Annotated in this window: 24 protein-coding genes; 5 read left to right on the top strand and 19 right to left on the bottom strand. The window is 65.6% G+C overall.

The features are described from left to right. Nucleotides 1-130 precede the first annotated feature (130 nt). A complete protein-coding gene (locus HMPREF3067_RS02030) occupies nucleotides 131-1486 on the bottom strand; it encodes an NAD(P)/FAD-dependent oxidoreductase (RefSeq protein WP_070768073.1) in 1356 nt (451 codons plus the stop codon). Between the two features lie 290 nt (nucleotides 1487-1776). Here HMPREF3067_RS02030 and HMPREF3067_RS02025 point away from each other — a divergent pair, with 290 nt between their 5' ends. Together HMPREF3067_RS02025 and HMPREF3067_RS02020 are read left to right on the top strand one after the other, a co-directional pair. Continuing rightward, on the top strand, nucleotides 1777-3102 hold the full coding sequence (locus HMPREF3067_RS02025) for a cyclopropane-fatty-acyl-phospholipid synthase family protein (RefSeq protein ID WP_070768119.1): 1326 nt from the start codon (nucleotides 1777-1779) through the stop codon (nucleotides 3100-3102). Between the two features lie 90 nt (nucleotides 3103-3192). Then, entirely contained in the window at nucleotides 3193-3720 is a 528-nt protein-coding gene (locus tag HMPREF3067_RS02020; protein WP_070768072.1) for an SRPBCC domain-containing protein, read from the top strand. Nucleotides 3721-4240: 520 nt separating this feature from the next. On the opposite strand, the gene HMPREF3067_RS11305 is transcribed toward HMPREF3067_RS02020, so the two are convergent. From HMPREF3067_RS11305 to HMPREF3067_RS11635, 3 genes are all read right to left on the bottom strand, one after another. Then, on the bottom strand, nucleotides 4241-4414 hold the full coding sequence (locus HMPREF3067_RS11305; protein WP_168166936.1) for a hypothetical protein: 174 nt from the start codon (nucleotides 4412-4414) through the stop codon (nucleotides 4241-4243). Between the two features lie 128 nt (nucleotides 4415-4542). After that, nucleotides 4543-5250, bottom strand: a complete 708-nt coding sequence (locus tag HMPREF3067_RS02015; RefSeq protein WP_070768071.1) for a YceI family protein — start codon at nucleotides 5248-5250, stop codon at nucleotides 4543-4545. 6 nt (nucleotides 5251-5256) lie between these two features. Continuing rightward, on the bottom strand, nucleotides 5257-5421 hold the full coding sequence (locus HMPREF3067_RS11635; RefSeq protein WP_366015638.1) for a hypothetical protein: 165 nt from the start codon (nucleotides 5419-5421) through the stop codon (nucleotides 5257-5259). A 312-nt stretch (nucleotides 5422-5733) separates the two neighbouring features. On the opposite strand from HMPREF3067_RS11635, the gene HMPREF3067_RS02005 reads away from it, so the two are divergent. Next, entirely contained in the window at nucleotides 5734-6114 is a 381-nt protein-coding gene (locus HMPREF3067_RS02005; protein WP_070768069.1) for an RNA polymerase-binding protein RbpA, read from the top strand. Nucleotides 6115-6201: 87 nt separating this feature from the next. Here HMPREF3067_RS02005 and HMPREF3067_RS02000 read toward each other — a convergent pair whose 3' ends face one another. From HMPREF3067_RS02000 to HMPREF3067_RS01985, 4 genes are all read right to left on the bottom strand, one after another. Then, on the bottom strand, nucleotides 6202-7374 hold the full coding sequence (locus HMPREF3067_RS02000) for an ABC transporter ATP-binding protein (RefSeq protein ID WP_070768068.1): 1173 nt from the start codon (nucleotides 7372-7374) through the stop codon (nucleotides 6202-6204). Between the two features lie 89 nt (nucleotides 7375-7463). Next, nucleotides 7464-8360 carry a polyprenol monophosphomannose synthase gene (locus HMPREF3067_RS01995; RefSeq protein ID WP_070768067.1) on the bottom strand — a complete coding sequence of 299 codons (897 nt, stop codon included), beginning with the start codon at nucleotides 8358-8360 and terminating at the stop codon, nucleotides 7464-7466. A 16-nt stretch (nucleotides 8361-8376) separates the two neighbouring features. Continuing rightward, nucleotides 8377-9930, bottom strand: a complete 1554-nt coding sequence (gene lnt / locus HMPREF3067_RS01990; RefSeq protein ID WP_070768066.1) for an apolipoprotein N-acyltransferase — start codon at nucleotides 9928-9930, stop codon at nucleotides 8377-8379. Continuing rightward, nucleotides 9930-10529: an FxsA family protein gene (locus tag HMPREF3067_RS01985; RefSeq protein ID WP_070768065.1), complete on the bottom strand. Its 600-nt coding sequence runs from the start codon at nucleotides 10527-10529 to the stop codon at nucleotides 9930-9932. The genes lnt and HMPREF3067_RS01985 overlap by 1 nt, the downstream gene beginning before the upstream one ends. Before the next feature lie 95 nt (nucleotides 10530-10624). Here HMPREF3067_RS01985 and HMPREF3067_RS01980 point away from each other — a divergent pair, with 95 nt between their 5' ends. Then, nucleotides 10625-11461 carry a hypothetical protein gene (locus HMPREF3067_RS01980; RefSeq protein ID WP_070768064.1) on the top strand — a complete coding sequence of 279 codons (837 nt, stop codon included), beginning with the start codon at nucleotides 10625-10627 and terminating at the stop codon, nucleotides 11459-11461. Here the strand turns inward: HMPREF3067_RS01980 and HMPREF3067_RS01975 are convergent. Both HMPREF3067_RS01975 and HMPREF3067_RS01970 read right to left on the bottom strand, forming a co-directional pair. Continuing rightward, complete coding sequence (locus HMPREF3067_RS01975; protein ID WP_070768063.1) at nucleotides 11458-12267, bottom strand: SDR family oxidoreductase; 810 nt, start codon at nucleotides 12265-12267, stop codon at nucleotides 11458-11460. The two genes, HMPREF3067_RS01980 and HMPREF3067_RS01975, sit on opposite strands and share 4 nt — an antisense overlap. Beyond that, on the bottom strand, nucleotides 12264-13418 hold the full coding sequence (locus HMPREF3067_RS01970) for a M24 family metallopeptidase (protein ID WP_070768062.1): 1155 nt from the start codon (nucleotides 13416-13418) through the stop codon (nucleotides 12264-12266). Before HMPREF3067_RS01970 ends, HMPREF3067_RS01975 begins: the two co-directional genes overlap by 4 nt. 21 nt (nucleotides 13419-13439) lie before the next feature. On the opposite strand from HMPREF3067_RS01970, the gene HMPREF3067_RS01965 reads away from it, so the two are divergent. Then, nucleotides 13440-14129, top strand: coding sequence for a serine protease family protein (locus HMPREF3067_RS01965; protein WP_070768061.1), 690 nt, complete (start codon nucleotides 13440-13442; stop codon nucleotides 14127-14129). Nucleotides 14130-14189: 60 nt separating this feature from the next. Here the strand turns inward: HMPREF3067_RS01965 and HMPREF3067_RS01960 are convergent, their stop codons facing one another. The 9 genes from HMPREF3067_RS01960 to arc form a co-directional block, all read right to left on the bottom strand. Continuing rightward, entirely contained in the window at nucleotides 14190-16967 is a 2778-nt protein-coding gene (locus HMPREF3067_RS01960) for a DEAD/DEAH box helicase (protein ID WP_070768060.1), read from the bottom strand. 21 nt (nucleotides 16968-16988) lie between these two features. Further along, on the bottom strand, nucleotides 16989-17984 hold the full coding sequence (gene tatC / locus HMPREF3067_RS01955) for a twin-arginine translocase subunit TatC (RefSeq protein WP_070768059.1): 996 nt from the start codon (nucleotides 17982-17984) through the stop codon (nucleotides 16989-16991). Between the two features lie 231 nt (nucleotides 17985-18215). Further along, entirely contained in the window at nucleotides 18216-18527 is a 312-nt protein-coding gene (tatA, locus tag HMPREF3067_RS01950) for a Sec-independent protein translocase subunit TatA (protein WP_070768058.1), read from the bottom strand. Nucleotides 18528-18630: 103 nt separating this feature from the next. Further along, nucleotides 18631-19587 carry a helix-turn-helix transcriptional regulator gene (locus HMPREF3067_RS01945; protein ID WP_070768057.1) on the bottom strand — a complete coding sequence of 319 codons (957 nt, stop codon included), beginning with the start codon at nucleotides 19585-19587 and terminating at the stop codon, nucleotides 18631-18633. Next, complete coding sequence (locus HMPREF3067_RS01940; RefSeq protein ID WP_070768056.1) at nucleotides 19587-20627, bottom strand: helix-turn-helix transcriptional regulator; 1041 nt, start codon at nucleotides 20625-20627, stop codon at nucleotides 19587-19589. The genes HMPREF3067_RS01945 and HMPREF3067_RS01940 overlap by 1 nt, the downstream gene beginning before the upstream one ends. Before the next feature lie 68 nt (nucleotides 20628-20695). Beyond that, nucleotides 20696-22078 carry a Pup--protein ligase gene (pafA, locus tag HMPREF3067_RS01935; protein ID WP_070768055.1) on the bottom strand — a complete coding sequence of 461 codons (1383 nt, stop codon included), beginning with the start codon at nucleotides 22076-22078 and terminating at the stop codon, nucleotides 20696-20698. A gap of 63 nt (nucleotides 22079-22141) precedes the next feature. After that, nucleotides 22142-22339, bottom strand: coding sequence for a ubiquitin-like protein Pup (locus tag HMPREF3067_RS01930; protein WP_070768054.1), 198 nt, complete (start codon nucleotides 22337-22339; stop codon nucleotides 22142-22144). 81 nt (nucleotides 22340-22420) lie between these two features. After that, nucleotides 22421-23932, bottom strand: coding sequence for a depupylase/deamidase Dop (gene dop / locus HMPREF3067_RS01925; RefSeq protein WP_070768053.1), 1512 nt, complete (start codon nucleotides 23930-23932; stop codon nucleotides 22421-22423). After that, nucleotides 23917-25461 (bottom strand): proteasome ATPase, encoded by a 1545-nt coding sequence (gene arc / locus HMPREF3067_RS01920; RefSeq protein WP_070768052.1) that lies wholly within the window; start codon nucleotides 25459-25461, stop codon nucleotides 23917-23919. Before arc ends, dop begins: the two co-directional genes overlap by 16 nt. Nucleotides 25462-25481 lie beyond the last annotated feature (20 nt).

The raw sequence follows: 25481 nt of genomic DNA, 5'->3' as shown, positions 1-25481 counted from the left end.
GGATCCGCTAGGGACAAAAAGAACCCCGTCGTGGGGCGCGCGGGTTCTAAACCGGCGCACCCCACGGCGGGGTAGAGGTGCGGGTGCTCGGCGGCACCGCGCGGGGCTGTCTAGCCCCCTCTCGGGTCTCTTAGGCCTCGGAATCCTTCGACTTCTTGGCCAGCGCGTTGCGGGCGGTGCGCATCTGCTCGGTGATGGCGAGGTTACCGCGGTCACGGGTGAACGCGTTGGAAATCCAGTTGATGAAGGTGACGAAACGGTTGCGCATGCCGACCAGATAGGTCGCGTGCAGCGCCAGCCAGCCCAACCAGGCGAAGATGCCGGTGAATTCGACCTTGCCCATCTTCACCACAGCGTTGAAGCGGGAGATGATCGCCATGGAGCCCTTGTCGAAGTAGTCGAAGGGTTCCTTCTCGTTGGCGGTGGACTCCTCGTCGACCTTGGCGTCGATGAGGCGGCCGACGTGGGTACCGCCCTGCATAGCGACCTGAGCCAGGCCCGGCAGCTTGTTCAGGTTGATCATGTCGCCAATGACGTAGACGTTGGAGTACTCGCCTACGGTCAGGTCCTCGTTGACGGAGACGCGACCGGCGCGGTCGGTCTCGACACCGGCTTGGTCGGCGACCATCTTGCCCAGTGGGGAGGCGGACACACCCGCAGACCAGATTTTGGTCGCACCGGTCAGGGTGGTCTCGGAGTCATCTTTGGTGTTCTTGTAGGTGACGGTGTCCTGGTCAACGTTGGTGACCATGGCGTTCAGGCGGACATCGACGCCCAGCTTTTCCAGGGTGCGCTGCGCCTTGCGGCCCAGACGCTTGCCGAACGGCGGCAGGACCTGGGGAGCGCCGTCCAGCAGGTAGATCTTGGCCGCGGAAGGGCCGTAGGTGGAAAAGGCGTCGGTGAAGGTACGGTTAGCCAGCTCAGCGATCTGGCCGGTCAGCTCCACACCGGTCGGGCCAGCGCCGACGATGATGAAGGTCAGCAGGCGTTCGCGCTCAGCCGGATCCTCGGTGAGCTCGGCCTGCTCGAACGCGGAGACGATCCGGGAGCGCAGCTCCAGAGCGTCATCGATGGTCTTCATGCCCGGGGCGAACTCGGCGAAGTGATCGTTGCCGAAGTAGGACTGGCTGGAACCAGCTGCAACCACCAGGGAGTCGAAACCGTAGGTGCGGTGGAAATTATCGTTTTCCGCGGTCACCGTCTGATCTTCCAGGTTGATGTCGGTGACGGTGGCGTTGACAAAGTTCGCGTTCTGCTGACCGCGCAGCATCTGGCGGGTCGACGGGGCGATCTCGGAAGCGGAGATCATGCCGGTAGCCACCTGGTAGAGCATCGGCTGGAACAGGTGGTGGTTCTTCTTGTCGATGATGGTGATATCGACTTCCGTGCCTTTAAGCTGCTTTACGGCGTTGATGCCGCCGAATCCAGCACCAATAACGACGACGTGGTGGCGTCCTCCATTGGGGCGGTATGGGGTTGCTGACATGTAGATGACTACCTTCCTAAATGCTTGAACTAAGTACCTACCGTTTGGACATTGTAAACGCTACTCCCCGGAACAGATAGTTTCACCCCGATATAAACCAGGCCCCTCGGCATGGCACCCGGGCTGCGGACTTAATCGGCATTAGTCTAAGAACGATTGGACTAAAACGCGAGGCCGCCGACACAGCGTTTTCCTTTTCGGCTAAGGTGTAAAGCCCCTGGCCGGGCCGGCTATTCCACGATAGGGATAGGTGCTGTGCGGGCGGCGTCAGGATGGGACTTTTGAAGGAAATGGCCTTGGAGCATACTGCGGCTATCGATGCCGAGCAATGGCCAGGCGTTGCCCGCGTGCCCAGCGGCCGCCTGCTGGGCCTGCGGGCACGCCACGCGGAAGCTGACTTCGCCCGCGCCTGCGACCGCGCGGGCCTGGTCCTCGACGCCGAGGATCCGGAAGACCTGGACCTCAAGGTCGAATACGACTCCTTGTTCGCGCGCATCGCGAGCTCCGGCTGGCTGGGTGTGGCCGAGTCCTACCTGGCCGGGGAGTGGACCACGCCGAGCACGGACAAGCTGGTCCACGTGCTCACCCGGCTGGTGCAGTGCGGTTATTCCCCGAAAACGCCCACCGCGCCGGTTGCCGCGTATGAGGGGGGAGAGATCCCCCAAGAGCTGCTGGCGCTTTATGCCGGCGACAGCGTGAGCCACCAGGGCGGCATCTTTGCCACCGGGGTGCCGACGACGACTAGGCAGACCATCGACCGGCAGGGCAAGCTCGTGGACGCCGAGCAGCACAACCGCCGCGGATTACCGGCCGGCGCCCACTTCGTTGACGTCACCACCATGACGGAGCCGCAGGCGGTCGACCGCGAGGATCTCAAGTCCGCCCAGACGCGGGCGGCGAACTGGCTGCTCGATGCCACCGGTGTTCGCGCCGGCTCACATTGTCTAGTCTTTCCTTCCTCCGGCGCCCGCGCCGCGGTGGAGGCGGCCGGGCGGAAAGCGACCGTGGACTTGCTCTCTGCCGATCCGGCCAGCCTGCTGCCGCTGGAGGAGTTCTTCTTGCTAGAGGGCGCGGACGACTCCGTGCACTGCCAGCTCATCGATGCCCCGATCCCAGGTCCGCGTCAGTGGCGCGGGCGTTATGACTCGATCATCAGCGTGGAGCTTTTCGAAGCGCTGACCCCGCGGCAGCGCGCCGACTTCATCGACACCCTGGCCAGGTTGCTCATCAGTGGGGGAAAGGCGGCCATCCAATCGCTGGTGGCCACCGAACACATGACGCCGGCGGCCCGCTCGGCATGCCAGGTGCTGCGCGCCTATATCTGGCCGGGCCTCAAATACCCGACGGTCGCCGACGTCCACAAGGCCTTTGAGAAGAACGGACACCTACGGATCATCGGGGAGACCCACACCGGATCGCATTACCGCGAATCCATCGCGCAGCAGCGCTCGTTCTTCTCCGGGCGCCTGCGGGAGGCGGCCGCCGCCGGCTTCGACCCCGTCTACCGCCGGCTGTGGATGTTCCAGTTCGCCCTCCGGGAAGCCCTCCTGCAGGCCGGGATGCTGGACTCGGTCCAGTTCGTCGCCACGCACCGCAGCCGCGGCGGGCAGCGCTAGGCCACGGCCATCGATTGTTTACCCTTTAACGGGGTAGGCTTTTCGCAGCTAGTTGCGCGCCGGCATTGATGGCCAGCTAGGCTGAGATAAATGAGTCAAGAACCGGATTTTTACGACCCGACAGGGGAGTTCGAGGACGCCGAGGGCGGCCCGGAACTAGTGATTGAGCGGGAATTTCACCAGGGCGCGTCCGTCATCTGGGGCTACCTGACGGATACCAAGGATCTGGGTCGTTGGCACGGGGAGTGGTCGAAGGAGGCCGACAGCCCCGAAGGCCACCCGTGCTACCTGGTCGACCACGTCGGCCGAACCAAGGACGTCCACATCGAGGTGACCGAGAAGGTAAAGCCGGAATACCTGCGTTTTGAGGTCAGCTTTGCCAACCGCCCGGACGCCTGGATGGATCTGCGCTTGACGGACACTCCGGAAGGCTCCGAGCTCGAGCTGCGCCACGGCCTAGCAGGCCTCGAGGACCGCGCCGAGTTCATCGGCCCGCTGTGGGAATTCCTTTTGGATCGCCTCATGGCCGCTGTCTCCGGCGACGACCCGGACATCCTGGAATGGGAAAGCTATTACCCAAACCAGGCCGACTACTACAAGCTAGAGAGCAACCAATAAACCAACTGCTCGGGGAATACGTGCCGCAACCCGTCGGCACGCCATCCCGCCGTTCCGCTAGAAATAGCGGGGAGGGACCTCGGATCTAAAATGACATAATGTACATTATCGGACAAAACGTATATCGGGCGATTACCAGGCTAGCCCAGTTTAGTTCTACAGGCCCGTCAAAGACGTTACTCCACGGCAAACACAGCTCAACACGCGCTGAATCACGCAATCTCCCTGAGCGCCACTACGCCGAAGGTCTCTTCGTGTGGCTCGGTGCCGCCGATGCTCCAGTGGTACACGCTGGCCCGGCTAAGCCGTGAGTCACTCGAATTGCGACGCTGGGCTCTCGAGCGCTCCTGTGCCAAACGGGCCCTAATCGGCATCTCCTTTAGCGCCTAGGCTCCTTAATCGACGATCTCGGTCCGGGTATCAGTCGCGCAGCAGATCCGCAGATCTAGACCGCTTCGCCCCTAGGGGAAGGCCTGCCCTATTAACGTCACTGTGACGGTAATAGAAGGGAGTAGTCGGATTACTTTTCCTTCTTGTTCTGGTAGGCCTGCTGGAGCTGCCAGCCGGTGAGCCCGGCCAGCGCGATGGCGATGACCATAACGAGCCACATCTTCTGCGTGGCCACGAAGATGGCGAAGCCGATGACCACGACGAGGCGGAACCATAGCATCGGAATCATGCGTTCGGTCAACATCGTGGGTCCTCCCGTTCTCGTGTCGTGTTCACGCCTCGTGTGGCGAGACCTTGCCTCGGCCGTTTTCTTTGGGTTAGGTGGCGAAGGGCGGATTCTCCCCCGCCACATTAGTTAGTTTGTAAAAGGAACTAATCTTGCTTCTTGAAGGAGATAAGGATGTTCACGTCGCCCTCCTCGGCCACCTTGGCGGCCAGGAACTCCGGGGTCTTCACGTTGTAGTCAAGGCGGTTGATGGGGATGGCCCCGCCGATGACCAGGTGCTCGCCGTCGCGGAGAACGTCGAAGTCCTGCTTAATCTCCTGGGTGGCGTCCTTGATGGTCAGCTCCCCTTCCATGGTGACCTTTCCCTTGGTGCCATCCTCCGGCACGCTGGACAGGTCTACCGGCGCCGTCAGTTTAAAGAACGCCTCGGGGAACTTGTCGGTCTCGAAGAGCTTGGACTTCATGTTCTGGTCGCGCACCGTCTTGTCGGTGGTGAGATCCTCCATGAGAACCTTGATGGACCCCTCGGTAACCTCCTGGTCGGTGACCTCGATTTCGCCGTCCACGGCGGTGGTCGATCCCGAGGTCAGGCGGCGTTCCGCCGGAAGCACCTCGTTGAAACTAAAGCCCACGGAGGTAAAGTTTGGGGCCGTGCCATCGCCCACGCGCCACTGGCCGTTGACGTCGGTGCTGGCCTCCTTTGCCCGCGAGTCATCGAGCGGCTCGGTGGTCACCCCGGGGCCGGCGATCATCGAATAGATCAGCGGGCCCAGCCCCACGACGGTCAGCGCGATGATGAGGACTACGAAGACGCTGATCACCAGAGTCCGGTTGTAGAAAAGCTTCTTTAGCATGGCGTTTTACCTTAACTCCTCTAGGTGGCGGGCCAAGGCCACCATTTCTTCGCATAGCTGGTTGATTTCGCTGGCTTCGGCACCCTCATGGACGGCGGTCTGAATATCCTGCGCCCCGCAGCGCAGCTCGAACAAGCCGTCGGCAAGCTCGGCCGCGCTCTTGGGCGACATGATAATCGCATCCTCCGGGATTGTGGTCCCCGAGACCGCGTTGCGCTGCTCGTATGCGCGCTGCTTGCAGGCCGCGCTACAAAACTTCCGGGGTCGCCCCCGCCCGTTTTGGACCATTTCCCTATTGCACCATTGACAGGTGATTTTCTCGCGGGAATGAGCCGAAGTACGCATCACGGTAAACTACCTTAGCCCATTAACCCCTACCTGGGAACAATCACACTGGGTTCTTCGTTATACTGTTAGGACTGGGCGCGGGAATAGTAATCGCCCCGCACCTTCATAGGTAAATTTAGTAAAGGATGATGTTGCATGGCAGATCGCGTACTCCGTGGCAGCCGAATGGGCGCCGTTAGCTACGAAACAGATCGCGACCACGACCTTGCGCCCCGCCAGATGGTGAAGTACCGCACCGAAGACGGCGATATCTACGAGGTCCCCTTTGCCGATGACGCAGAAATCCCCGAAGAGTGGTTGTGCAAGAACGGCAAGGTAGGCATCTTGGTCGAGGGCGAAGGCGTGGAGTCCAAGCCGGCCAAGCCGCCGCGCACCCACTGGGACATGCTATGCGAACGCCGCTCCTTGGACGAGCTCGACGAGCTCCTCGAGGAGCGCATCCAGCAGCTGCGCAAGCGCCGTCGTTCCGCTGCCCGCCTGCTGCGCGAGCAGCAGGAAAAGAAGGATAAGAAGTAAGTCTTTGCGCGGGGTACTTCTCCCCGAGCTATGAAACAACCGCCAGCACTTAGCGCTTACGGCTTAAGTGGCTGGCGGTTATTCTTGCTACTGAACAGTTGCGGCGCTGTTGATGCGCTTTCCGGTAGTCACACTGAAGCAGTGCACGTGGTTGGGGTCCACAGTGGCCACGACCCGGCTGCCCTTGGCTGGCGCGGTCCGCGGCTTAGCGCGCATGACCAGTTCGTTGCCGGTGGGCGAGGCGGCTTCCTCCGTCGTCGCCCCTGAGCTGAGCTCGCTGCCGCCCGGGATCTGTCCGTAGAGGTAGGAGTCCGCGCCGAGCTCCTCGACCAGCTCCAGATCGAACGGGATAGAGGCGCTGCCGGAGGCCTGCCCTTCGCCCTCCGCGACCAACTGCAGGGCCTCGGGGCGCACGCCCAGGATGACCTGTTTCTCGCCGGCATCGGCTAGGGCCTGGACGGCATCGTCAGGCAGCTGGATCCAGGCTTCGCCGGAGGACGCGCGGCCGTGGTCGTCGACGGTGAACCGGCCCAGGTTCATGGCCGGAGAGCCAATAAACCCGGCCACGAAGGTGGTCTGCGGGGCCTCGTAGAGCTCACGCGGGGTGCCGACCTGCTCGAGCGCGCCGCCGTTGAGGACCGCGATGCGGTCGCCCATGGTCAGCGCCTCCGTCTGATCATGGGTCACGTACACTGTCGTCACGCCGAGGCGGCGCTGCAGGGCCGCGATCTGGGTGCGGGTCTGCACGCGCAGCTTGGCGTCCAGGTTGGACAGCGGCTCGTCCATGAGGAAGACCTGCGGATTGCGCACGATGGCGCGCCCCATGGCCACGCGCTGGCGCTGGCCGCCGGAGAGGGCCTTCGGCTTCCGGTCGAGCAGATCGACGAGGCCCAAGGTCTGGGCCGCCTCATCGACGCGCCGGTTGATCTCTTCCTTCGACTCCCCGGCCAGCTTCAGGGCGAAGCCCATATTCTCGCGCACGCTCATGTGCGGGTAGAGCGCATAGTTCTGGAAAACCATGGCGATATCCCGTTCGCGCGGGTCGAGGCTGGTGACGTCTTTGTCACCGATAAAAATGCTGCCCGAGGTGACCTCTTCGAGGCCCGCCAGCATTCGCAGCGTGGTCGATTTGCCGCAGCCCGACGGGCCGACCAAGACGAGGAACTCGCCGTCGGCAATCTCCAAGTCGAAGTCGTCCACGGACGGCGCTTGCGCCCCCGGGTAGGTCAAACTGGCGTGGTTAAAGCTCACGGTAGCCATGGTGTCTCCTCCATCGGCAGGTACGTGCCGAACGATCCGAGTGGAAAATAACTTCTGACTAGACTACCGCGCCCGCTAACTATTGCATGCTAGCCGCGCCGCATGGACTTCCACTGGTGCTTGGCCAGGTTGCCCAGCTCCTCGCCAAAGTCGCCGAGCCAGCGCAGCTTCTTGCCCGCCTTGTGCGGCAGGTCGTAGGCGCCGATCTCCTTGAGGGTCTGCTGGGCAATGCGGCCCGTCTCATGCGCGACCTCGCTGGCCTGCTCGGCGCGGTGCTGCACGCCCCACTTGGTGACCTCGAACAGCGAGTCCTTGACAAACGAGCCATCGAGCTTGGACTCGCCGTACTCGCGCTCGGTGAAGGTGATCGGCACCTCGCGGACGTCGAAGCCCTTCTTGACGGCACGGAAGGCGACGTCCACCTGGAAGATATAACCGGCATTCGACAGCTCGTCGAAGTCGAGTGCCTCGAGCAGCTCACGGCGGAAGGCACGGTAGCCGGCGGTCATGTCCGACAGGCCGGCGCCGAGGGCCACCGAGATGTAGATGTTGCCCAGGCGGGACAGGTACTCGCGGGAGGCTGGCCAGTTGACGGTCTCCCCGCCCGGGATGTAGCGGGAGCCGATCACCAGGTCGGCGCCGTCATCGATGGCTTCCAGCAGCAGGTGCAGCTGTTCCGGGGCGTGGGAGCCGTCCGCGTCCATCTCGCACAGGACGTGGTAGTCGCGCTCCAAGCCCCACTCGAAGCCGGCGAGGTAGGCGCCCAGCAGGCCGCCCTTGCCCTCGCGGTGCAGCACATGGAGCTTCTCATCCTTCGCGGCCAGCTCATCGGCCAAGTCGCCGGTGCCGTCCGGGGAGTTATCGTCCACGACCAAGACGTGGACGTCCGGGGTGGCGAAGCGCACGCGGCCGGTGATGAGCGGGAGGTTTTCCAGCTCGTTGAAGGTGGGGATGATGACCAGCGTCGACGCTGAGTTAGCGGTCACGAGTGGGAGACTCCTTCTACTTCTTGGCCCGCGTGGAGCGGGTCTTCTTCTTCGCCCTTGCGGCCGTGGGGCTCGCGGCGGCCGACCGCCGGGAGCCGGCAGAGATCAGGGCAGCCAGCGTTAATACTCCACCAATAATAACCATGGCCAGTTCTAGGATCGAACCAAAGCGTACCGCAAGCGTCTCGCCGCTGCGCAGTGGCAGGTCCTCAACCAGGTATTTGGCCTCGAAGATATTGGACTCCTGGCTGATCTTCCCGTCCGGGTGCACGATGGCGGAGACACCGGAGGTCGCCGGGACCACCACCGCACGATCGGTTTCCAGCGCCCGCATGCGGCTCATGGCCAGCTGCTGGTAGGTCATGTCAGAAAAGCCGAAGGTGGCGTTGTTGGTCGGGGTGGTCAGGATCTGCGCGCCAGACTGCACCGCGGTGCGGAAAGCCTGGTCGAAGATGACCTCGTAGCAGGTGGCAACGCCAACCGCAACGCCGGCCATGTTCACCACGCCGTTGCCGTCGCCGGGTTTGAAGTCACCTGCCAGCTCCACGTAATCGGACAACTTGGCGAAAAAATCCCGCATGGGCATGGTCTCACCGAAAGGCTGCAGGTACTTCTTGTAGTGGCGATCGCCCGGGTGCCCGCCCGGCTCGAAGACCTGCATGGTGTTGCGCGCGCCGACCTGATCGTAAGTCAAGGTACCGACCAGGATCGGCACGCCGACGGCCTCGACGGCGCTCTCGATGGAGGCGCGGGCCTCCTCGTCTGTGAAGGGGTTGACGTCCGAGGAATTCTCCGGCCAGATGACCAGGTCCGGCTCATGGCCGTCTTCCGCTAGCTGCTTGGTCACCCGCACGTGGTTGTTGAGGACCGCGCGGCGCTGGGCGTTGAAGTCCAGGCCCATGCGAGGGACGTTGCCCTGCACGGCTGCGACGGTCACCCGCCCGGTCTCGTGGCCGGCCGTGCCGCGGGTCCAGCCGGCGACGAAGCTGGCGGCAAAGACCGCCACGATAACGCCAATGGCCGTGAAGCGAACGGCGTGGCGCCGCGACCAGACCGCCACCAGGCTCGTGCCAAGCAGGCTGGCCGTCACTGTCACTAGCGCGGGCCCGCCCCACTGGACCAGCTGTGCTAGGGGGCCGTTGACCTGTCCCCACGCCAGGCGCACCCAGGCGAAGCCGCCAAAAGGTACCGATGAGCGCACAAACTCGACGGCAAGATAGATAAACGGGAAGGCAAGGAAGCCAAAGCGCCAACGCGCTATTGCTGCCCCGCACAGCCCGGTCAGGATGGCGTAGAGGCTCAGCGCCGCCGCCAGGGCCAGGTAGGGTGTGTTACCGACCAGCTCCCCGATCCACGGCAGCAACAGCGCGTAGGTAGCAAAACCGTGGACAAACCCCAGTCCCGCGCCCAAGCGCAGCGAGACGCGCTCCCCGCGCCATGGGGACAGGCTGAAATAGAACAGGGCGATGCCCACACAGGCCATAGGCCACCAATTCAGCGGGGCGTAGCCGGTATAGACCACCGCCCCCGACCCGGCCGCCAGTAGCCACCGGGCAAGTAGTCGCCACACTAGCGCTTATCCCCCGGGGTCTCGCCGTCGTCGCCATCTCTATCGCCCGTGTCCGGCTCACCGAAGTCGGACGGGTTAGCGTTTTCGGACCAGCGGCGGATCTCTTCTTCCTCGAGCACGGTCGGCTCATGCGCCGCGTCTGCGCCGCCGGCAGGACCGCTAAAGCTGCCGTAGCTGTCGTGCTGCTGCGACATCGGGCTGCGGTCGTAGAGGCGCACGCCGAAGTTCTCCACGGAACGCACCAGGCGGAAGGCGATGAAGCCGCGCAGCACCGCCCGGGTCGGCGGGAAGAGAAAGAGCAGGCCCACCAGCGTGGTGAAAAATCCCGGCAGCGTGAGCAGGATGCCGCCGACCATGGTCAGGCCGACGTTACCGGCGGTCTTGCCCGGGGTATCGTCCTGCATAACGGCGGTGCCGTCTTCTTGGCGCACAACCTTGGAACTCATGATCCGGCGCGCCTCCCAGCCGGCGATGGACATCCCGAAGAACATCGTGGCGAACAAGGCGACTAGCGCCCAGCCCACACCAATGAGGGAGACCACAGCCCAAAAAGTCAGGGTTTCCAGAACCAAGTAGGCAACAAACAGCAGAAACGGCATAATTCCCTAGCCTACCTGCCTGACTGGAGAATGCGGAACAGGCGCGAAGGCATCGGTAAGACTTGCACACGGCGACGGCAATTAGACTACTGCCTATGGCATTGCTGAATTTCTCTCACTCTGATTCCGCGCCGGCCGCTGATACCTTCATCCCCGGCGGGCTTACCCGCCCGGACGACTGGTTCGCGCTCGGGAAAACGGCCTACGACTATGCCGACGGCAAGGTTTATCTGGGCGCGTGGAGCCGAGTCGCCCTGCGCGGCATCCAGGACGAGGAGGCCGTAGCACACAGCCTGGGCCAGCTGTCGTGGCCGGGCAGTGCTCACCAGATTCTTGCCTCTCCCCTGTCTCCTACCGCCCGCGAATTCGCCCGCGGGCTCGCCGACCGCTTAGGCGACGAGGAGTCCGCCAGCCCGGCCGGCGCGCCCCGCGTGGCTATCAGCACCGAGGACGAGCAGCTGCGCGCGGTGCCCGCCCGAGTCCGGGTAGCCCTGGCCGAGTCCTCCTTTACTGTCTTCCGCGAGGCTGAGGAGCTGGCCCACCACGCCGAGCCGGAAGAGGCCTGGGAGCACGTCCGGGAGCTTCTCCAGCAGGAAGCTGCCGACGCCGCCTATGGGGCTGGTGCGGCTGGCACGGGTGATCTCCCTGCGAACACCGGCTCGGTCGGGCCCATCGGGTGGCTGGCGGATCACTGCGACGACGGGCTCGTGGACCTGGGCACTGCTCTGCCCGACGGCGTGCTGCCGGCCGAATACGCCACGCTGCTGGGGCATTTGGGCGTGCCGATTACCGTCACGCCCTTCGGTGGGCTCGTCCTGCACGGCCTCGCCGAGGGCGACGCCGACGTCGTGCTGCGCGTGATGGCACCCCGCGGCTTCATCTTCGACGCCAGCGTGGTCAGCCCGGAAGGCATGGTCAGCCCCATGGGCTAGCGCGGCATGTGCCGCCAGATGGGGCGCGGCACGAGCGCCATCACCCACGCCAGGAATCGCAGCGTGACCGGGACCCACAGCGTCCGGCTGGCCAAGGCGCCACCAGCAGCGGCCTTGTCCGCTTCCCTACCGATGGCGTCGACGACGTAACGTGCCACCACGTCAGGGGTCACGGACAGCGGCGCGGGCTTCATGCCCTCGGTCATGGAGCCGATGACGAAGCCGGGGCGGGCCGTGATCAGCGCCAGGGGCCCGCCGTGCAGGCGGTCCGCCAGCCCCTGGCAGAATGCGTCCAAACCGGCCTTCGTAGAACCGTAGACGTAGTTGGCGCGGCGGGTGCGCCACCCGGCGATGGAGGAAAACGCGACGATGTGCCCGCGCTCCATCTCATCGGCGAGCACGGTCAGCATGGAAACCTGCGCGGTGTAATCCAGCTGGGCTATATACGTTGCGTGGGACTCGTCGGCCTCGGCGCGCTCCTGGTCGCCCAGGATCCCGAAGGCCACTACGGCCGTGGTGATCTCGCCGGCGAGCTCGCGAGCCTGGCGCACCACGGCGCGGTGGTTGTCCATGTCCAGCGCGTCGAAGTCGAGGAAGTCGACCTCCCGCGCGCCAGCAGCCCGCAGGCGGGCGCGTTGGTCATCCATGCCTTCGTCACCGCGGGCGGCGAGGACCACCCGGCGCCCGGGCGCGAGCAGCGCGGCGATCTCCGTGCCGATATCCGAGCGCCCGCCCAGCACCAGGACAGCGCCCGGGACCCGGGGCGCGGAGCCAGCGTGGTCGGCGGTGGTGTTCTGCGCGCTCATCGCAGGTCGCGCTCGCCCTCGTTCAGGCTCTCGGCCACGCCGTCGCCGTTGATGGTGACGATGTCTTCTAGGCGCATGCCCCACTCGCCTTCCTTGTAGATGCCGGGCTCGATGGAAAAGGTCATCGACTCGGCCAGCTCCAAGTCGTTGCCGGCGGCGATGAACGGCTCCTCATGCGTGGACAGGCCGATACCGTGCCCGGTCCGGTGTGTGAAGTACTCGCCCCAGCCGGCGTCCGTGATGACCGTGCGGCAGGCATCGTCAACGCTGCCCGCGATGGCCCCGCGGCGGGCCTGCTGCATGCCGGCGGCGTGGGCTTGACGTAGCACCTCGTAGGCGGCCTGGAAGTCCTCCGGCGCACGGGAGGCGTCGCCGCCGACCACGTAGGTGCGGGTACAGTCCGAGTGATAGCCGGCGCCGAAGGTGCCTCCGATGTCCACGACCACCGGATCGCCGTCGCTCATGACGCGCTCGGAGAAGCTGTGGTGCGGGTTCGCGCCGTTGGGGCCGGAGCCGACGATGACGAAGTCGACCGCGTCGTGCTCCTGCAGGATTAGCTCCTCAAGCTGGTCCGCCACCTGCTGCTCGGTCACTCCGGGCTGCAGCAGCGAGGGCACGCGGGCGTGGACGGCATCGATAGCCAGCGCGGCCGCGCGCAGCTGCGCGATCTCCTCGTCGTCCTTGCGGGAGAACAACGCGCCGATGACCTGATCGGCGGCCACCCACAGCGCGGACGGGAACTGGGCCTGCAGGCCCAGCAGGTGCGCGGCGTCCATCCCGCCGGAGACCGCCAGGCGCGCACCGTCTTCGGCCGCCGCGCCGTGGGCTTCGCGCAGCTTATCCGCCGCCAGCGCGTGGGCGTCGGTGCCGTCCTGCCAGCCGTGAAAGGCCAGGTTGAGCTCCGCGACTGGGGCGGCGGCCAGCTCCGCGCCATCGGTGGCCGGCGCCAGCAGGAAGGCCTCCCCCTCGGCCGGGATGGCCAGGGCGCTGAAACGCTCATGCGAGCTCATCCAGGAACCGGTGAAATAGGCGAACTCGGCGCCCGGGCTAATCACCAGCGCGGCCACGTCGTTCGTGCGCGCTTGCTGCTGCGCCGCAGCGATCCGGTTTCGATAGACTTCGGAAGGGAAAGCAAAAGAATTTTCACTCATAGGACAACAGTGTAACCGCCCATGGATGACTCCTTCGACCAGTTGGAAGAAATTGCCAGCTCCACCACCGTGCGCCTCAACGAGCGCAACCGGGTCTGCTTCGGCATTCTCATCGCCGAGCCGCACAGCGGCACCGGCCATGCTGCCGACGGTCCAAGAAGCACCCGCCTGGTGCTTACCTGCGCGCACTTCTTCCGCACCGCCCCGCGGCGCGGCTACCAAGTCACCGGGTTTACCGGCGGCAAGAAGTGGCGCCGCCGGATCCTGGCGGTGCGCACCATCGACGGCACCGACTGCGCCCTCGCCCTCCTTCACCACCCAGTAGAGGCGCCGGCCCTGCTCGGGCTATCCGCGGTCCGGCCCGAGTGGGGCCAGAAGGTCACCACCTACGGATTCGGCGGGCTGGACGGGGCCACCGGGCGCCAGCAGGCCCAACCCCGCTGGGGTCAGGTCCTCTTCGGCCTTCCCCTAGCGTTCGGGCGCAACCTGCGCACTGTCGTGCGGCCCGCGACCTTGGTGCGCAACGCTCCCCCGGCGGTCAAGGGCGACTCCGGCGGACCGGTCATTGCGGACGGCACCATCGTCGCCACGCAGTCACTTATCGCGGATCCTTTCGGGACCAACCTCGGGGTGGCCACGGTCAGCGTGCTCGCACCGCATCTGCCGGCCATCCGCGCCGCCGCCGCGGCGTTGTGCACTGAGCCCTACTAAATAGAGGCTGGGCTCGGCTAAATAGGGCCGCCGGGGGATAAAGGCCGAGCTGGTGGGGTCTTAAGCGCCGATGGCCACGACGCCGCGCTGGATAGCGTCCATCGCCCGGCGGGCGTTGGTGCGGATTCCGTCCTCGTAGCCGGTCTTGGCGACCTGCTGGAGCAGGTCCACCACCTGGCGGCACCAGCGCACGAAGTCGCCAGGGGTCAGCTCCGCGCCGCACTCGGCGGCCGCGGCCAGGCAGTAGCCCAACGGTGCGCCGGCGGTCCACTGGTGCATGGCCAGGGCGAAGCCGGGCTCCGGCTCACGGGTGACCGGCAGGCGGTGGCGCTGCTCGTCGACAACTAGCTCGGTGTAGATGCGCCAGGTGTCGTTCATGGCATCAGCCATGGCATCGGAGGCGGCCTCCGGCTCCCCGCGGGTGGCCTTGCGGTTTTCGAAGGTGCACAGGGAGACCACCCCGGCGAGCTCCGCCGGGTCCAGGTCGTTCCAGATCCCGCGCTTTAGGCACTGCGCGACCAAGAGATCCGACTCGTTGTGGATCTTGGCCAGGCGCTCGCCCTCGTCCGTGATCTCCGGGTGCCGGTCCTCGCCGGCCCCGACGAACTCGACATAGTCCATCTCGGACAGCAGATCGACGATCCGCTCGAAGGTGCGACCCAGGGTGTCGGTGGCCTGGGTGATCTTGACCCGCAGCTTTTCGGCGTCCTTCTCGCGCCGGGCCAGCTTATGCGCCATGCTGGCCAACTGTTCCCGGTCCGTGGCCGGCCAGGCGTGGACCGGGTGCTGCCGGATGGCATCGCGCAGCTCGCCCACCTTCTTGCTGGGCCGGTGGCGCGGGGTCAGGCGCATCTTCTTCGGCCGCGGGTACTTGTTGCGCTGGAAAACCTTCTGCACGTAGCCCGCGGACTTGCGCGGCGCCTTGGTCACCCGCCGGGGCAACTTCATGTGGCCGACCACGATGGGCGGGTTGGCGATACCGGCGGCATCGATACGGCCCGACCAGCCGCCCTCCGTGGTCACCCACGGGCGGGGATCCTTGGTCTGGTTAGCCGGGGTGTTGACCACTGCCAGCAGCGGCTGCTTCTTGGTGGCCAGCGCGATGACGTCGCCGACCTGCAGCTTGGCCAGCACCGTGGCGACCTCCTTGGAGCGCTCCTCCTTGCCGCTGACCTGGGAGGAACGCTCCTCCGCGGTCAGCTCTTGGCGCAGCTGGATATAGTCCAGCAGCTCCTGGCGGGCGGTGGCTGCATCACTAGCCGGCGGGGCCAGCGCAGTAATCAGCTCGTCGAGCTGCTCGCGCAGCTGCCGGGCGCGGTGCTCGGCCTTTTCAACCTGCCGGGTCTCCTCGACCACGGAGCCGTCGGCCTGGAACTGCGCGAAGGACTTCTCCATCAGTCGCAACGAATCCTCGAAGCCGAGCATGCCCAGCAGGTTGATGGCCATGTTGTAGCCGGGCTGGAAGGTGGAGACCAGCGGGTAGGTTCGCGTGGAGGCCAGGCCTGCGACGTAGTGCGGGTCCATCGCCGGGGCCCACTGGACCACCGCGTTGCCCAGCGTGTCGATGCCGCGGCGGCCGGCGCGGCCGGTCAGCTGCGTGTACTGGCCCGGGGTGAGATCCACGTGGGCCTCGCCGTTGAACTTGATGAGCTTTTCCAGCACCACCGTGCGGGCCGGCATGTTAATGCCCAGCGCCAGGGTCTCCGTGGCGAAGACCGCGCGCACCAGCCCGCGGACGAAGAGGTCTTCGACGATGTGGCGGAAGGCCGGCAGCATCCCGGCGTGGTGGGCGGCGAAACCCCGGCTTAACGCCGTGCGCCAGGACTTAAAGTTCAGCACCTCCAGGTCTTCTTCCGGGATCCCCTCGACCCCGGCGTTGACCGTCTCGAGGATCTCCGCGGCCTCCTCCGGCGTGGTCAGGCTCATCCGGGAACGCAGGCACTGGTAGAGAGCGCCGTCGCAGCCAGCGCGGGAAAAGATGAAGGTAATGGCCGGAAGCATGTCCTTGCTCTGCAGGGCCTTGAGGACTTCCGGGCGGCCCAGCGGGCGGTAGCGATCCTGCGGACGGCGCGCGCCGCTGCGGCCGCCGACCGAGCGCGCCCGGAAGCCTTTACCCGATTGGTAGTCCGCGCGGCCCTCGTCCGTATCGCCTGCCTCCAGGCGGCGCACGCGGCGGATGAGCTCGCGGTTGACTTCCCCGTCGGTGCCGGGTTCGAAAAGCGAATAGACCTGGTGGCCGATCATCATCCACTGGTCCAGCGGCACCGGGCGGTGCTCGGAGACGATGACCTCCGTCTCGCCACGCACGGCGCGCAGCCAGCGGCCGAACTCCTCCGAGTTCGACACTGTGGCGGACAGGCCGATGATAGAGACGTACTCGTCCAGGTTGAGAATCACCTCTTCCCAGACCGCGCCGCGGGAGGCGTCGGCCAAGAAGTGAATCTCGTCCATGACCACGTGGCTTAGGCGATCCAGCGCGGGCGACTTCGCGTAGATCATGTTGCGCAGCACCTCGGTGGTCATCACGACGATCTCGGCGTCGCCGTTGATGGAGACGTCACCGGTGAGCAGGCCGACGGCGTCCTCGCCGTGCTGGTCGACCAGGTCGTGGTACTTCTGGTTGCTCAGCGCCTTAATCGGGGTGGTGTAAAAGCATTTAGTCCCCCGGGACAGCGCCAGGGAGACCGCGAATTCGCCGACGACGGTCTTGCCGGCGCCGGTCGGCGCGCAGACCAGCACGCCGCTTCCGCGCTCTACCGCCTGGCAGCCGAGTAGCTGGAACTCATCGAGCGAATAGGACAGGTTGTGCGAGAAGTATTCCAGATGCGACTGCGTCATAGCCGCCCAGCTTACCCGGCGCTAGAGGACGTCGTCGAAGAAGCCGCTCTCCGGTTGCTGCGGGCGGGCCGGGCGGCTGTTCTGCTGCCGCTGCGGTTGGGCCTGCGCGCTCGCCGGACGCGCGGGCGCCGGGGCGCTCGGGTGGCTGCTCGGCGGGTTGACCGGGCTCGGCGCGGGAACCGGCTCGGCTAAGCCCACGGCACCCGGGCCGGAGCCCAACGGCGAGGCCTGCTCGTCGTCCAGGTCCATCCAGTCGGGGCGCTCGCGGTTGCGGCGCTTGTCATTGATGCGGCAGAACTGGAAGGCCGACTCGATGAGGAGCCACAGGGCACCCGACAAGGCGATGAGCGAATAAGGATCGGCCGGGGTGATAAAGGCAGAGATGATCATCACGATGATAAACAGGATGCGGCGCTTGCCCTTGACGTGCTCGTACTCGAGCACCCCCACCAGATTCAGCGCGATGATGATCAGCGGGACCTCAAAGGCGATGCCGAAGAGGATGAGCATGGTCAGCATCAGGCCGAAATATTCCTTACCGGTCAGCGCGGCGGTCTGGTATTCCGCGCCGATGGACATCAGGAACTCCAGGCCCTCGGAGAGGACGAAGTACGCCAGCGCCGCGCCGGCGACGAAGAGTACGCCGGCGACGCTAACGAACATGAAGGTGTATCGCTTTTCCTTCTTGTGCAGGCCCGGCACGATGAACGCCCAGACCTGGTAGAGCCAGACGGGCGAAGAGATCACCGCGCCGGCCAAGGCACCGACCTTGATGCGCAGCATGAGCATCTCGAACGGGGTCGTGGCAAGCAGGCGGCAGGTGCCGTCGTTGGTGAAATCGGCGCGTTTGTCTGCCGGCAGCGCACAATACGGCTCGCGTAGGATCTCGCCCAACGTGGACCAGCCGAACGGGGCGTGCTGGTACCAGAAAAATCCGATGAGTGTGCCCACAACCAGGGCAAGCAGCGCATAGACAATGCGCCGGCGCAGCTCCTGGAGGTGCTCAATAAGCGTCATTTCCCCCGTCGGGTTCTTTTTGGCCCGGCGGGCCTCCTGCGCCTGCTTCAGGCGTAACCACGCGCCGCCGCGGGGGCGCTGACGGCGCGCCGGCGCACCGGCGCGAGCACTCGGTTGCGGCAGAGACCGCGAGCCTTCAGAACCCTTCGGGCTAGGTGACATCGCTTCTAGAACACTTCCTGGTTAACACGACACAAATTGAGCAGGTCCCGCGAACGGGGGGTTTAAGCCTTAGTGGTTATCGGGACGCGGTGCCTGCTGGTTGTTCTGGTCGTAGCGCGGCTGCATCTGCGGGCTGTTCCAGAAGTCCTCGTCCGACTGCTGCTGGCTAGCCGGGGTCTGGCTGATCTGGCCCTGCTGTTGCTGGCGCTGCCGCTGCTCGTCCTGGTAGCGCTGGTCGTCGTTGCCCATCTCGTGGACCTCCGACTTGAAAATGCGCATCGAACGACCCATCGAGCGGGCCAGGTCCGGCAGCTTCTTCGCGCCGAAAAGCAGCACGATCAGCAGGATGATAATGGCAATTTGGGCGGGTCCGACCGTCATAGTATTTCTCTCTTTCTCCTCCACAGGCGCCGCGGAGCGGCTGTTTTGCCCCTAAGAGCCTAACGCATTCGCTGGTGGCTTGCTAAAGGTTGCCAGCGGATAATTAGTCAGTATATCTGCGCAGGCCCGCCTCGCTGGCGTGCGCAATAGCATTCTTAACCGAATCTGGGCCAATTACCCGGAACCTGTCAGCATGCCCGATGGCAAAGCGGGCGAACCACTCCACCGATCCGATGGGCATAGAGGCTGCTACGTAGCCGTTTCCGAGATCCTCACCCAGCCGGATGTCGTAGTCATCGGCCAACCAGGTGGCCTCCTTCTTGAGCTCTATATGGGCTCTGTCACTGTCGGCCAAACCGAAGGGATCGCGCGGGTCGAAGTCGAGCTGACGCAGATGGGGCTGGGCCTCGTCGTCCAGGACTGTGGCCTGGCGGATCCGGTCCATGCGGAAGCGCCGGTGCTCGCCCTTGTCTTCCTCCCGGGCCACCAGGTAGACCTGCGAGTCGAAGATGAAGATACGGGCCGGGTGGACGGTACGGGTGCGTTCCTCGTTTGAGCTGGCTGACCAGTAGCGCAACCGCAGTTGCCGCTTGGTCTCAATGGCGCGGGCGGCCGCCACCTGGGCGGCCGACTCGGCCTCCTCCGGCTGGGCGATGGAGTCGTAGATGGCCCGCGTCTTATCGTCCATGATCCCGCGGACCTTCTCCGCCGCGCTTTGGACCGCCGCCGTGTCGATGAGCCCCGGCATGGACTCCAGCGACTCCAGGGTCAACAGCAGCGCGCCGGCCTCCGTGGGCGTGAGGCGGAGCGCCTGGTTGAGCCCCTGGTCGTCCACGATGGTCACGCCCTCGCGGTAACCGAAGCTGATGTCGATCAGATCTTCGGTGCGCTGCCCCACCCCGGAGCAAAACAGGCGGTTGAGCGCGCTGTTGAGCTCAGCCACGTCCATCCCGAGGTCCTGGGCGGCTTCCATGAGGGTGGCCTTCGGGTGGCTGCGGAAATACGGTATCAAGTTCAGGGACTGGACAAGGGCGTGCAGTTTCTGGGGTGCGTCGGCCATTAGTCGCGAGCCTCCTTGTCCTGCTTGTCCTGGGAAACGGTGGCAGCAGCCGCGCGTAGCAGCGCGGCCATGTCGTCGCGCACGCTAGTCGGCTCGAGGACCTCCACGTCCGCGGCGTATCCGGCGGCCGTGCGCACGAGGAAGTCGTGTGAGATGCCTTCTAGCACCACGGTGCCGTCGGCCCCTGGTGTCCCGAGAGCTTCCAGCTCGCCGGCGCGGCCGGCGGGGATGCGCAGCACGGCGCGGTCCACGACGTCCCGGTTGAGGGAGGCTTCCACGACCTCCTGCAGGGACTGCGTAGGGTGGGCGTGCTCCGGGGCCTGGCGGGTCGCCCGGATCTCGGTGACCCGCAGCAGCCGGAAGGCACGCGGCGCGCCGCGGTCGTTATCCCAGCCCACCAGGTAGACGCGGTTGCGCAGAGTCACTAGTCCCCACGGGTCCATGGAGCGGGACTGGGCACTTTGTTGCGGGCCCGGCACATAGGTGAAATTAATCCGCAGCCCCTTGCGCACGGTGGTCAGAATGTCGCGGACGATGTTCGGATCCAGGCGGGTCAGGTCATTGTCCGCGGTATATACGGGCGCGCCGCTTAGGTCGCGGGAGGCCCCGGAGGCCGCGATTTTCGTCCACGCGGACGAGGAAAACGAACTCAGCCCGCCCGGCTGCCCCATCCCGGCGGCAACGCCCAGGACCATGGCCTCTTCCGGGGTGAATTCGACCTCAGCCAGCTGGTAGTCGGCCTGCTGCATGCGGTAGACCGACAGGCTGCGGTCCTTGCCTGGCTCTGCGCTGGCTTTGGACGCTGACTGCGTGACCGGAACGCCGGCGCGCTGCAGGCTGCGGATGTCCCGGCTGAGCTGTTTCTGGAAGGCCTCGTCGCCTAGGTCTTGATAGCCCGCAACGTGGGAGCGGATCCAGGCGGCGGAGCGGTCCGGGCTGCCGCCGTTCGAGGCCGCGCCGTGGAGGGCGAAGCAGAGATTGGTCAAACGCTCGACGGCCCTGTCGCGGCGCGAGCCCTGCGAGACGGTAGCACCAGCCAAGTTCTCTCCGCTCTCCTTCCCCGCGGCACGCGCTCGCCTGCCGGTCTCGCCGGCTGGGCAGCGCCTGCCTAGTGTCCTTGATTTTCCTGCATGTAGTCTAGCAGCGGTTGCAGGCGGGCATCGTCCGCAACGAAGGGATCCAGGAACTGCTCGACGCGGGGCTCGGGCCGGTTGACCTTGAGCTTGGTCCAGTCCACCGTCACGTTGGCGCCGGTCTGACGCGCGGCGGCCAGGAACTTCCCGCGCAGCGCGGCCCGGGTAGTGGCCGGGGCCTGCTCTCGGGCGGCCGCGATGGCCTCGTCCGTGGTCCACCGCCGGACCAGCCCGCGGCGGCTCAGCACGCTGTAGAGTCCCCGGCCGTCCCGGACGTCGTGGTAGGTCAGATCGACCTGCGCCAGCTTGGGGTGCGACCAATCGCAGTCCAGTTTCGCCCGAAAGCTGTCCAGGAGTTTCTTCTTGATCACCCAGTCGATTTCCTGATCGACTTGGCTGAAGTCCTGCGTCTCCACGGCCGTGACGGTCCGCTCCCACAGGTCGACGACCCGGCGCATCTCGCTGTTAGGGGTGCCCACGTCGGGGCGCTCGTCCAGCCAGCGCGCTGCGGCGCTTGCCAGCTGGCGCTGCACCTCGATGGCCGGGGTGGTGCTACCGTCCGCCAGGGTCAACGGGGTTTGGCCGGTCTGATCGTCGGCGATGGCGCGCATCTGGGCGATGGGCTCAGCGATAGCGAAGCTGGGCACCTCGAAGCCGGCCTCGAGCATCTCCAGCATCAGCAGGGCCGAGCCCACCTTCAACGCGAAGGTCGGTTCCGCCATGTTCGAGTCGCCCACGATGACGTGCATGCGGCGGAAGCGGGAGGAATCCCCGTGCGGCTCGTCGCGGGTGTTGATGATGGGCCGGGAGCGCGTCGTGGCCGAGGAAATGCCCTCCCAGACCTGGTCCGCGCGCTGGGAGAGCACGAACTGGGCCGGCGCCTGCCCCGCCGCCGGCTTGATGCGTCCGGCCCCGCAGATGAGCTGCCGGGTGATGAAAAACGGCAGCAGCGCGGTGCTGAGTTCTTTGAGCACGAGGTGGCGCGAGACCAAATAGTTCTCGTGGCAACCGTAGGAGTTGCCGGCCGAGTCGACGTTGTTTTTAAACAGGTAGACCGCGCTAGCCTCGCCGCTGGCAACCAGCTCGTCCTCCGTGGCGCGCGCGAGTTCATCGACCACAAGGTCGCCGGCGCGCTCGTGGTTGAGCAGCTGGGTCAGGCTGTCGCACTCGGCCGTGGCCACCTCAGGGTGCGACCCGACGTCCAAGTACAGGCGCGAGGAGTTGCGGGTAAAGATATTCGACGAGGAATACTTCTCCACCACTGGGCGGAAGAGCTTGCGCGCCAGCTCATCCGGGTCCAGCCCGCGCCGGCCCGCCGGGGACGAGGAAAACAGCCCGTATTCGGTCTCAATGCCCATAATCCGGCGCGCGAAAGGCCCGGGGGCTTGCTGTGGGCCGTTAGACGACAGCGGGTTCACCGTCTACTGACCGCCCTTCTGCACGTAGTGGCGGACGAATTCCTCGGCGTTGTTTTCCAGCAGGCCGTCGATCTCATCGAGCAGGTCGTCGGTACCGCTGGTGGAAATCTGCGCCTGGCCGGAGCCCACGGCGCCGTCTTCGGCGGCACCGTCCTGGTCGTCGCCGCCACCGGAGTGAATCTGTTGGTTCTGCTGTGACATGGTGTTGTCTTCTCCCTTCCCAGGCTCAGCGCCTGTTAGGTACGTCTAGATAAAGCTTGGCTCGTGCTACTAGTTCTAACGTTACTCCGGGCTAATTCCCTCGGCCTTAAGCCGGGAGATGAGCTGGTCTAGGTCCAGCTCGCCATGGATTATCGCCTCGCGGGTCTCCGGCGCGGCCGTTAAGAGCTCGTCCAGCTCGAAAAGCGTGGTCAGATCACCCCGGCGAAGCGCCACGTACTGCCAGTTCGCCGAAACCAGATCCGCGGCGTAGTGCTGCATGAAGGCACCGCGCAGGCCGGCCCGAGAGCCCGGCGGGGCAACGTCGGCGGCGCGCTCGATCTCTTCCTCGCTGACCAGCGTGCGCATCTGCCCGCGACGCACCAGCGCGTGATAGAGAGACCGGGCCGGGTCGATGTCGGTGTACTGCAGGTCGATAAGCGCCAGCTTAGGGTCGTCCGCCGCCACGCCGCGGTCGAGGTAGCCCTTAATGAGGCGGTACTTGGCCACCCAGTCCAGCAGGTGCGCGGCCTGCAGCGGATCGGTACTCAAAAGCTCGACGACCTCATCGAAGCGGCGCAGGACGTCGCGCTCGGCGTCGGTGTCCGCGCTCACCCGCGATCGGTAAACGGCTAGGATTTCCAGCGCGGTCATCTGCCCGCCGTCACGCAGCGGCAGCTTTTCCTTGAGCTCGAGATCCCGGCTGACGGTGCGCACGGCTTCGACCGGATCGGCCAGCCGCACGTCGCTGAAGTCCACGCCGGCCTCGATAGCGTCAATGACCAGGGAGGTCATCCCCAGCTTCAGCAGGTTGGAGGTCTGCGACAGGTTGGCGTCACCGATGATGACATGCAGGCGCCCGAACTGGTGGGCGTCGGCGTGCGGCTCATCGCGGGTGTTGATGATTCCGCGGTTGAGCGTGGTCTCCAGGGAGATTTCCTGCTCGATATAGTCCGCGCGCTGCGAGATCTGGAAGCCGGGTTCCTCTCCCTCGGGGCCAAGGCCCACGCGCCCGGCGCCGGTGACCACCTGCCGGGTGACGAAGAACGGGATAAGCCCTTGGGCCAGGTCGTCAAAGTCGGTGCTGCGCGACCACTGGTAGTTTTCGTGGGAGCCGTAGGAGGCCCCCTTGCCGTCCACGTTGTTCTTGTAGAACTTCAGCGGCGGGCAGGGCTCGTGATCGCTTAGCACCGAGGTGTCCTGCGCCGTCAGCTGGGCCACGGCCGCGGCCGCCTTGCGCAGCACGACGTCGCCGGCGGCGTCGTAGAGCATGCCCTCCCAGGCGTTCCGGCACTCCGGCGAGGAGTACTCTGGGTGGGCGTGGTCGACGTAGAAGCGCGCGCCGGAGGCGGTGACCACGTTGGCCACGCCGATGGCGTGCGGGTCCACCACCGGGACAGTCTGGTAGCGCTTGAGATCGAAGCCGCGGCTGTCGCGTAGCGGGTGCTCCTCCGCGAAGTCCCAGCGCGTACGGGCGTCGGTGTGCAGCGCCGCGTAGGCGACCACCGCGTGGGTCGAGGAGACGATCGGCGAGAAGTCCGGCCGGTCCGGCGTCACGATGGCGTATTCGGTCTCGGTTCCTAGAAGATGTGCCACGTGGGGCTCCTAAATCCAATCAATTCGACGTGCGTGATGGGCTGCCTGGTGGCGTTGCCGCCGACGATCTTGGCCCACTCCTCCGGGTTGGTGGACGTCGGCACGTGCTCGCTTTCGGACTGCTCGGCCGCGATCGCCTGGGACAGGTGGCGCATGTCGATGGCCGCTTCCTTGCCCGTCGCCAGGGACTCCTTGATGGCCAGCTTCTTGGCGCGGGCGACGATGTTGGCGATCATCGCGCCGGAGACGAAGTCGCGGTAATGCAGGGTGGTCACCGAGTCGTCGGCGTGGTGCAAGTTCACGAACGGGCGCGGGGCGAAAAGCTCCGCGATGCTCGACGAGATCAGCGCCTCACGGTCGCCCGAGTGCGGGATGGACTCCGGGAAGTGGCGCTGCATGATTTCGCGCGCGCCCTGCTTGTTGGGGCGGCTCACGCGGATCTTAATGTCGAGGCGGCCCGGGCGCATGATCGCCGGGTCGATGAGCTCCTCGCGGTTGGTCGCGCCGATGACGATGACGTTGCGCAGGTCCTCCACGCCGTCGAGCTCCGCCAACAGCTGCGGGACCACCGTGGTTTCCATGTCGGAGGAGACGCCTGAGCCGCGAGTGCGGAAGATGGACTCCATCTCGTCGAAGAAGATGATGACCGGACGGTTGGTGGACTTGCCGGCCAGCTCGCGGGCGCGCTCGAAGATCAGGCGGATCTTGCGCTCGGTCTCGCCCACGAACTTGTTGAGCAGCTCTGGGCCCTTGACGTTGAGGAAGTAGCTCGGCTCGCCCGCCCCCATCTTCTGGGCGAGCGAATGAGCCACCGCCTTGGCGATGAGCGTCTTGCCGCAGCCCGGCGGGCCGTAGAGGAGCACGCCCTTGGGCGGGTGCAGCTGGAAGGAGCGGTAGAGCTCCGGGTGCAGGAAGGGCAGCTCCACCGAGTCGCGGATCTGGGTGATCTGCGCGTCCAGGCCGCCGATGTCGGAAAACTCGACCTCGGGGACCTCCTCCAGGGATAGCTGGGAGACCTCCGTCTTGGCGATGATCTCCAGGCCAATGCCGGCCTTCGTATCCGCCAGCACGGTGTCGCCGGCGCGCAGGTTCTCACGCAGCGACTCCGCCAGGGTGATGATCTCCTCGTCGGCCGGGCCGTTGGTGACCAGGGCGCGGTCGGTCCCCAGGCGCTCCAGCACGGTGGCCAGGTGCCCGGTGCGCTGGGCCGCCACGCCTTCTACCACGACGATGCCGTCGCCGATGCGCACCTGCTGGCCCACCCGCAGCGAGCCCTGCTTCACCTCGGGGGAGATCTTCAGGCGCATGGGCCTGCCGTTGGTAAAGACCTCGGCCTCCTCGCGGCCGCCGGAAGGCGTCTGGCTATAGCCCAGGAAGGTGCCGTAGGTCGAGGCCGGCTCGGCCAAGGCGTTGACATCGGCGGCGAGCTGACCGAGCTTGTCGCGCGAATCCTTCAACAGTTCCGCGAGCTTCGCGTTGCGGTCGGCCAGCTGTGAAATCTGGCGACGCAACTCTTTCGTGTCATCCATGTCACTACCCTAACGTTCTT

It is taken from the genome of Corynebacterium sp. HMSC04H06 (assembly GCF_001815935.1).
Classification (GTDB): domain Bacteria; phylum Actinomycetota; class Actinomycetes; order Mycobacteriales; family Mycobacteriaceae; genus Corynebacterium.
This window is presented reverse-complemented; position numbering and strand designations above follow the sequence as displayed.

Excerpts from the sequence above, each read along its gene's own strand:
- HMPREF3067_RS02030 (WP_070768073.1), bottom strand. The coding sequence starts at position 1,486 with ATGTCAGCAACCCCATACCGCCCCAATGGAGGACGCCACCACGTCGTC.
- HMPREF3067_RS02025 (WP_070768119.1), top strand. The coding sequence starts at position 1,777 with ATGGCCTTGGAGCATACTGCGGCTATCGATGCCGAGCAATGGCCAGGC.
- HMPREF3067_RS02020 (WP_070768072.1), top strand. The coding sequence starts at position 3,193 with ATGAGTCAAGAACCGGATTTTTACGACCCGACAGGGGAGTTCGAGGAC.
- HMPREF3067_RS11305 (WP_168166936.1), bottom strand. The coding sequence starts at position 4,414 with ATGTTGACCGAACGCATGATTCCGATGCTATGGTTCCGCCTCGTCGTG.
- HMPREF3067_RS02015 (WP_070768071.1), bottom strand. The coding sequence starts at position 5,250 with ATGCTAAAGAAGCTTTTCTACAACCGGACTCTGGTGATCAGCGTCTTC.
- HMPREF3067_RS11635 (WP_366015638.1), bottom strand. The coding sequence starts at position 5,421 with ATGTCGCCCAAGAGCGCGGCCGAGCTTGCCGACGGCTTGTTCGAGCTG.
- HMPREF3067_RS02005 (WP_070768069.1), top strand. The coding sequence starts at position 5,734 with ATGGCAGATCGCGTACTCCGTGGCAGCCGAATGGGCGCCGTTAGCTAC.
- HMPREF3067_RS02000 (WP_070768068.1), bottom strand. The coding sequence starts at position 7,374 with ATGGCTACCGTGAGCTTTAACCACGCCAGTTTGACCTACCCGGGGGCG.
- HMPREF3067_RS01985 (WP_070768065.1), bottom strand. The coding sequence starts at position 10,529 with ATGCCGTTTCTGCTGTTTGTTGCCTACTTGGTTCTGGAAACCCTGACT.
- HMPREF3067_RS01980 (WP_070768064.1), top strand. The coding sequence starts at position 10,625 with ATGGCATTGCTGAATTTCTCTCACTCTGATTCCGCGCCGGCCGCTGAT.
- HMPREF3067_RS01975 (WP_070768063.1), bottom strand. The coding sequence starts at position 12,267 with ATGAGCGCGCAGAACACCACCGCCGACCACGCTGGCTCCGCGCCCCGG.
- HMPREF3067_RS01970 (WP_070768062.1), bottom strand. The coding sequence starts at position 13,418 with ATGAGTGAAAATTCTTTTGCTTTCCCTTCCGAAGTCTATCGAAACCGG.
- HMPREF3067_RS01965 (WP_070768061.1), top strand. The coding sequence starts at position 13,440 with ATGGATGACTCCTTCGACCAGTTGGAAGAAATTGCCAGCTCCACCACC.
- HMPREF3067_RS01960 (WP_070768060.1), bottom strand. The coding sequence starts at position 16,967 with ATGACGCAGTCGCATCTGGAATACTTCTCGCACAACCTGTCCTATTCG.
- tatC (WP_070768059.1), bottom strand. The coding sequence starts at position 17,984 with ATGACGCTTATTGAGCACCTCCAGGAGCTGCGCCGGCGCATTGTCTAT.
- tatA (WP_070768058.1), bottom strand. The coding sequence starts at position 18,527 with ATGACGGTCGGACCCGCCCAAATTGCCATTATCATCCTGCTGATCGTG.
- HMPREF3067_RS01945 (WP_070768057.1), bottom strand. The coding sequence starts at position 19,587 with ATGGCCGACGCACCCCAGAAACTGCACGCCCTTGTCCAGTCCCTGAAC.
- pafA (WP_070768055.1), bottom strand. The coding sequence starts at position 22,078 with ATGGGCATTGAGACCGAATACGGGCTGTTTTCCTCGTCCCCGGCGGGC.
- HMPREF3067_RS01930 (WP_070768054.1), bottom strand. The coding sequence starts at position 22,339 with ATGTCACAGCAGAACCAACAGATTCACTCCGGTGGCGGCGACGACCAG.
- arc (WP_070768052.1), bottom strand. The coding sequence starts at position 25,461 with ATGGATGACACGAAAGAGTTGCGTCGCCAGATTTCACAGCTGGCCGAC.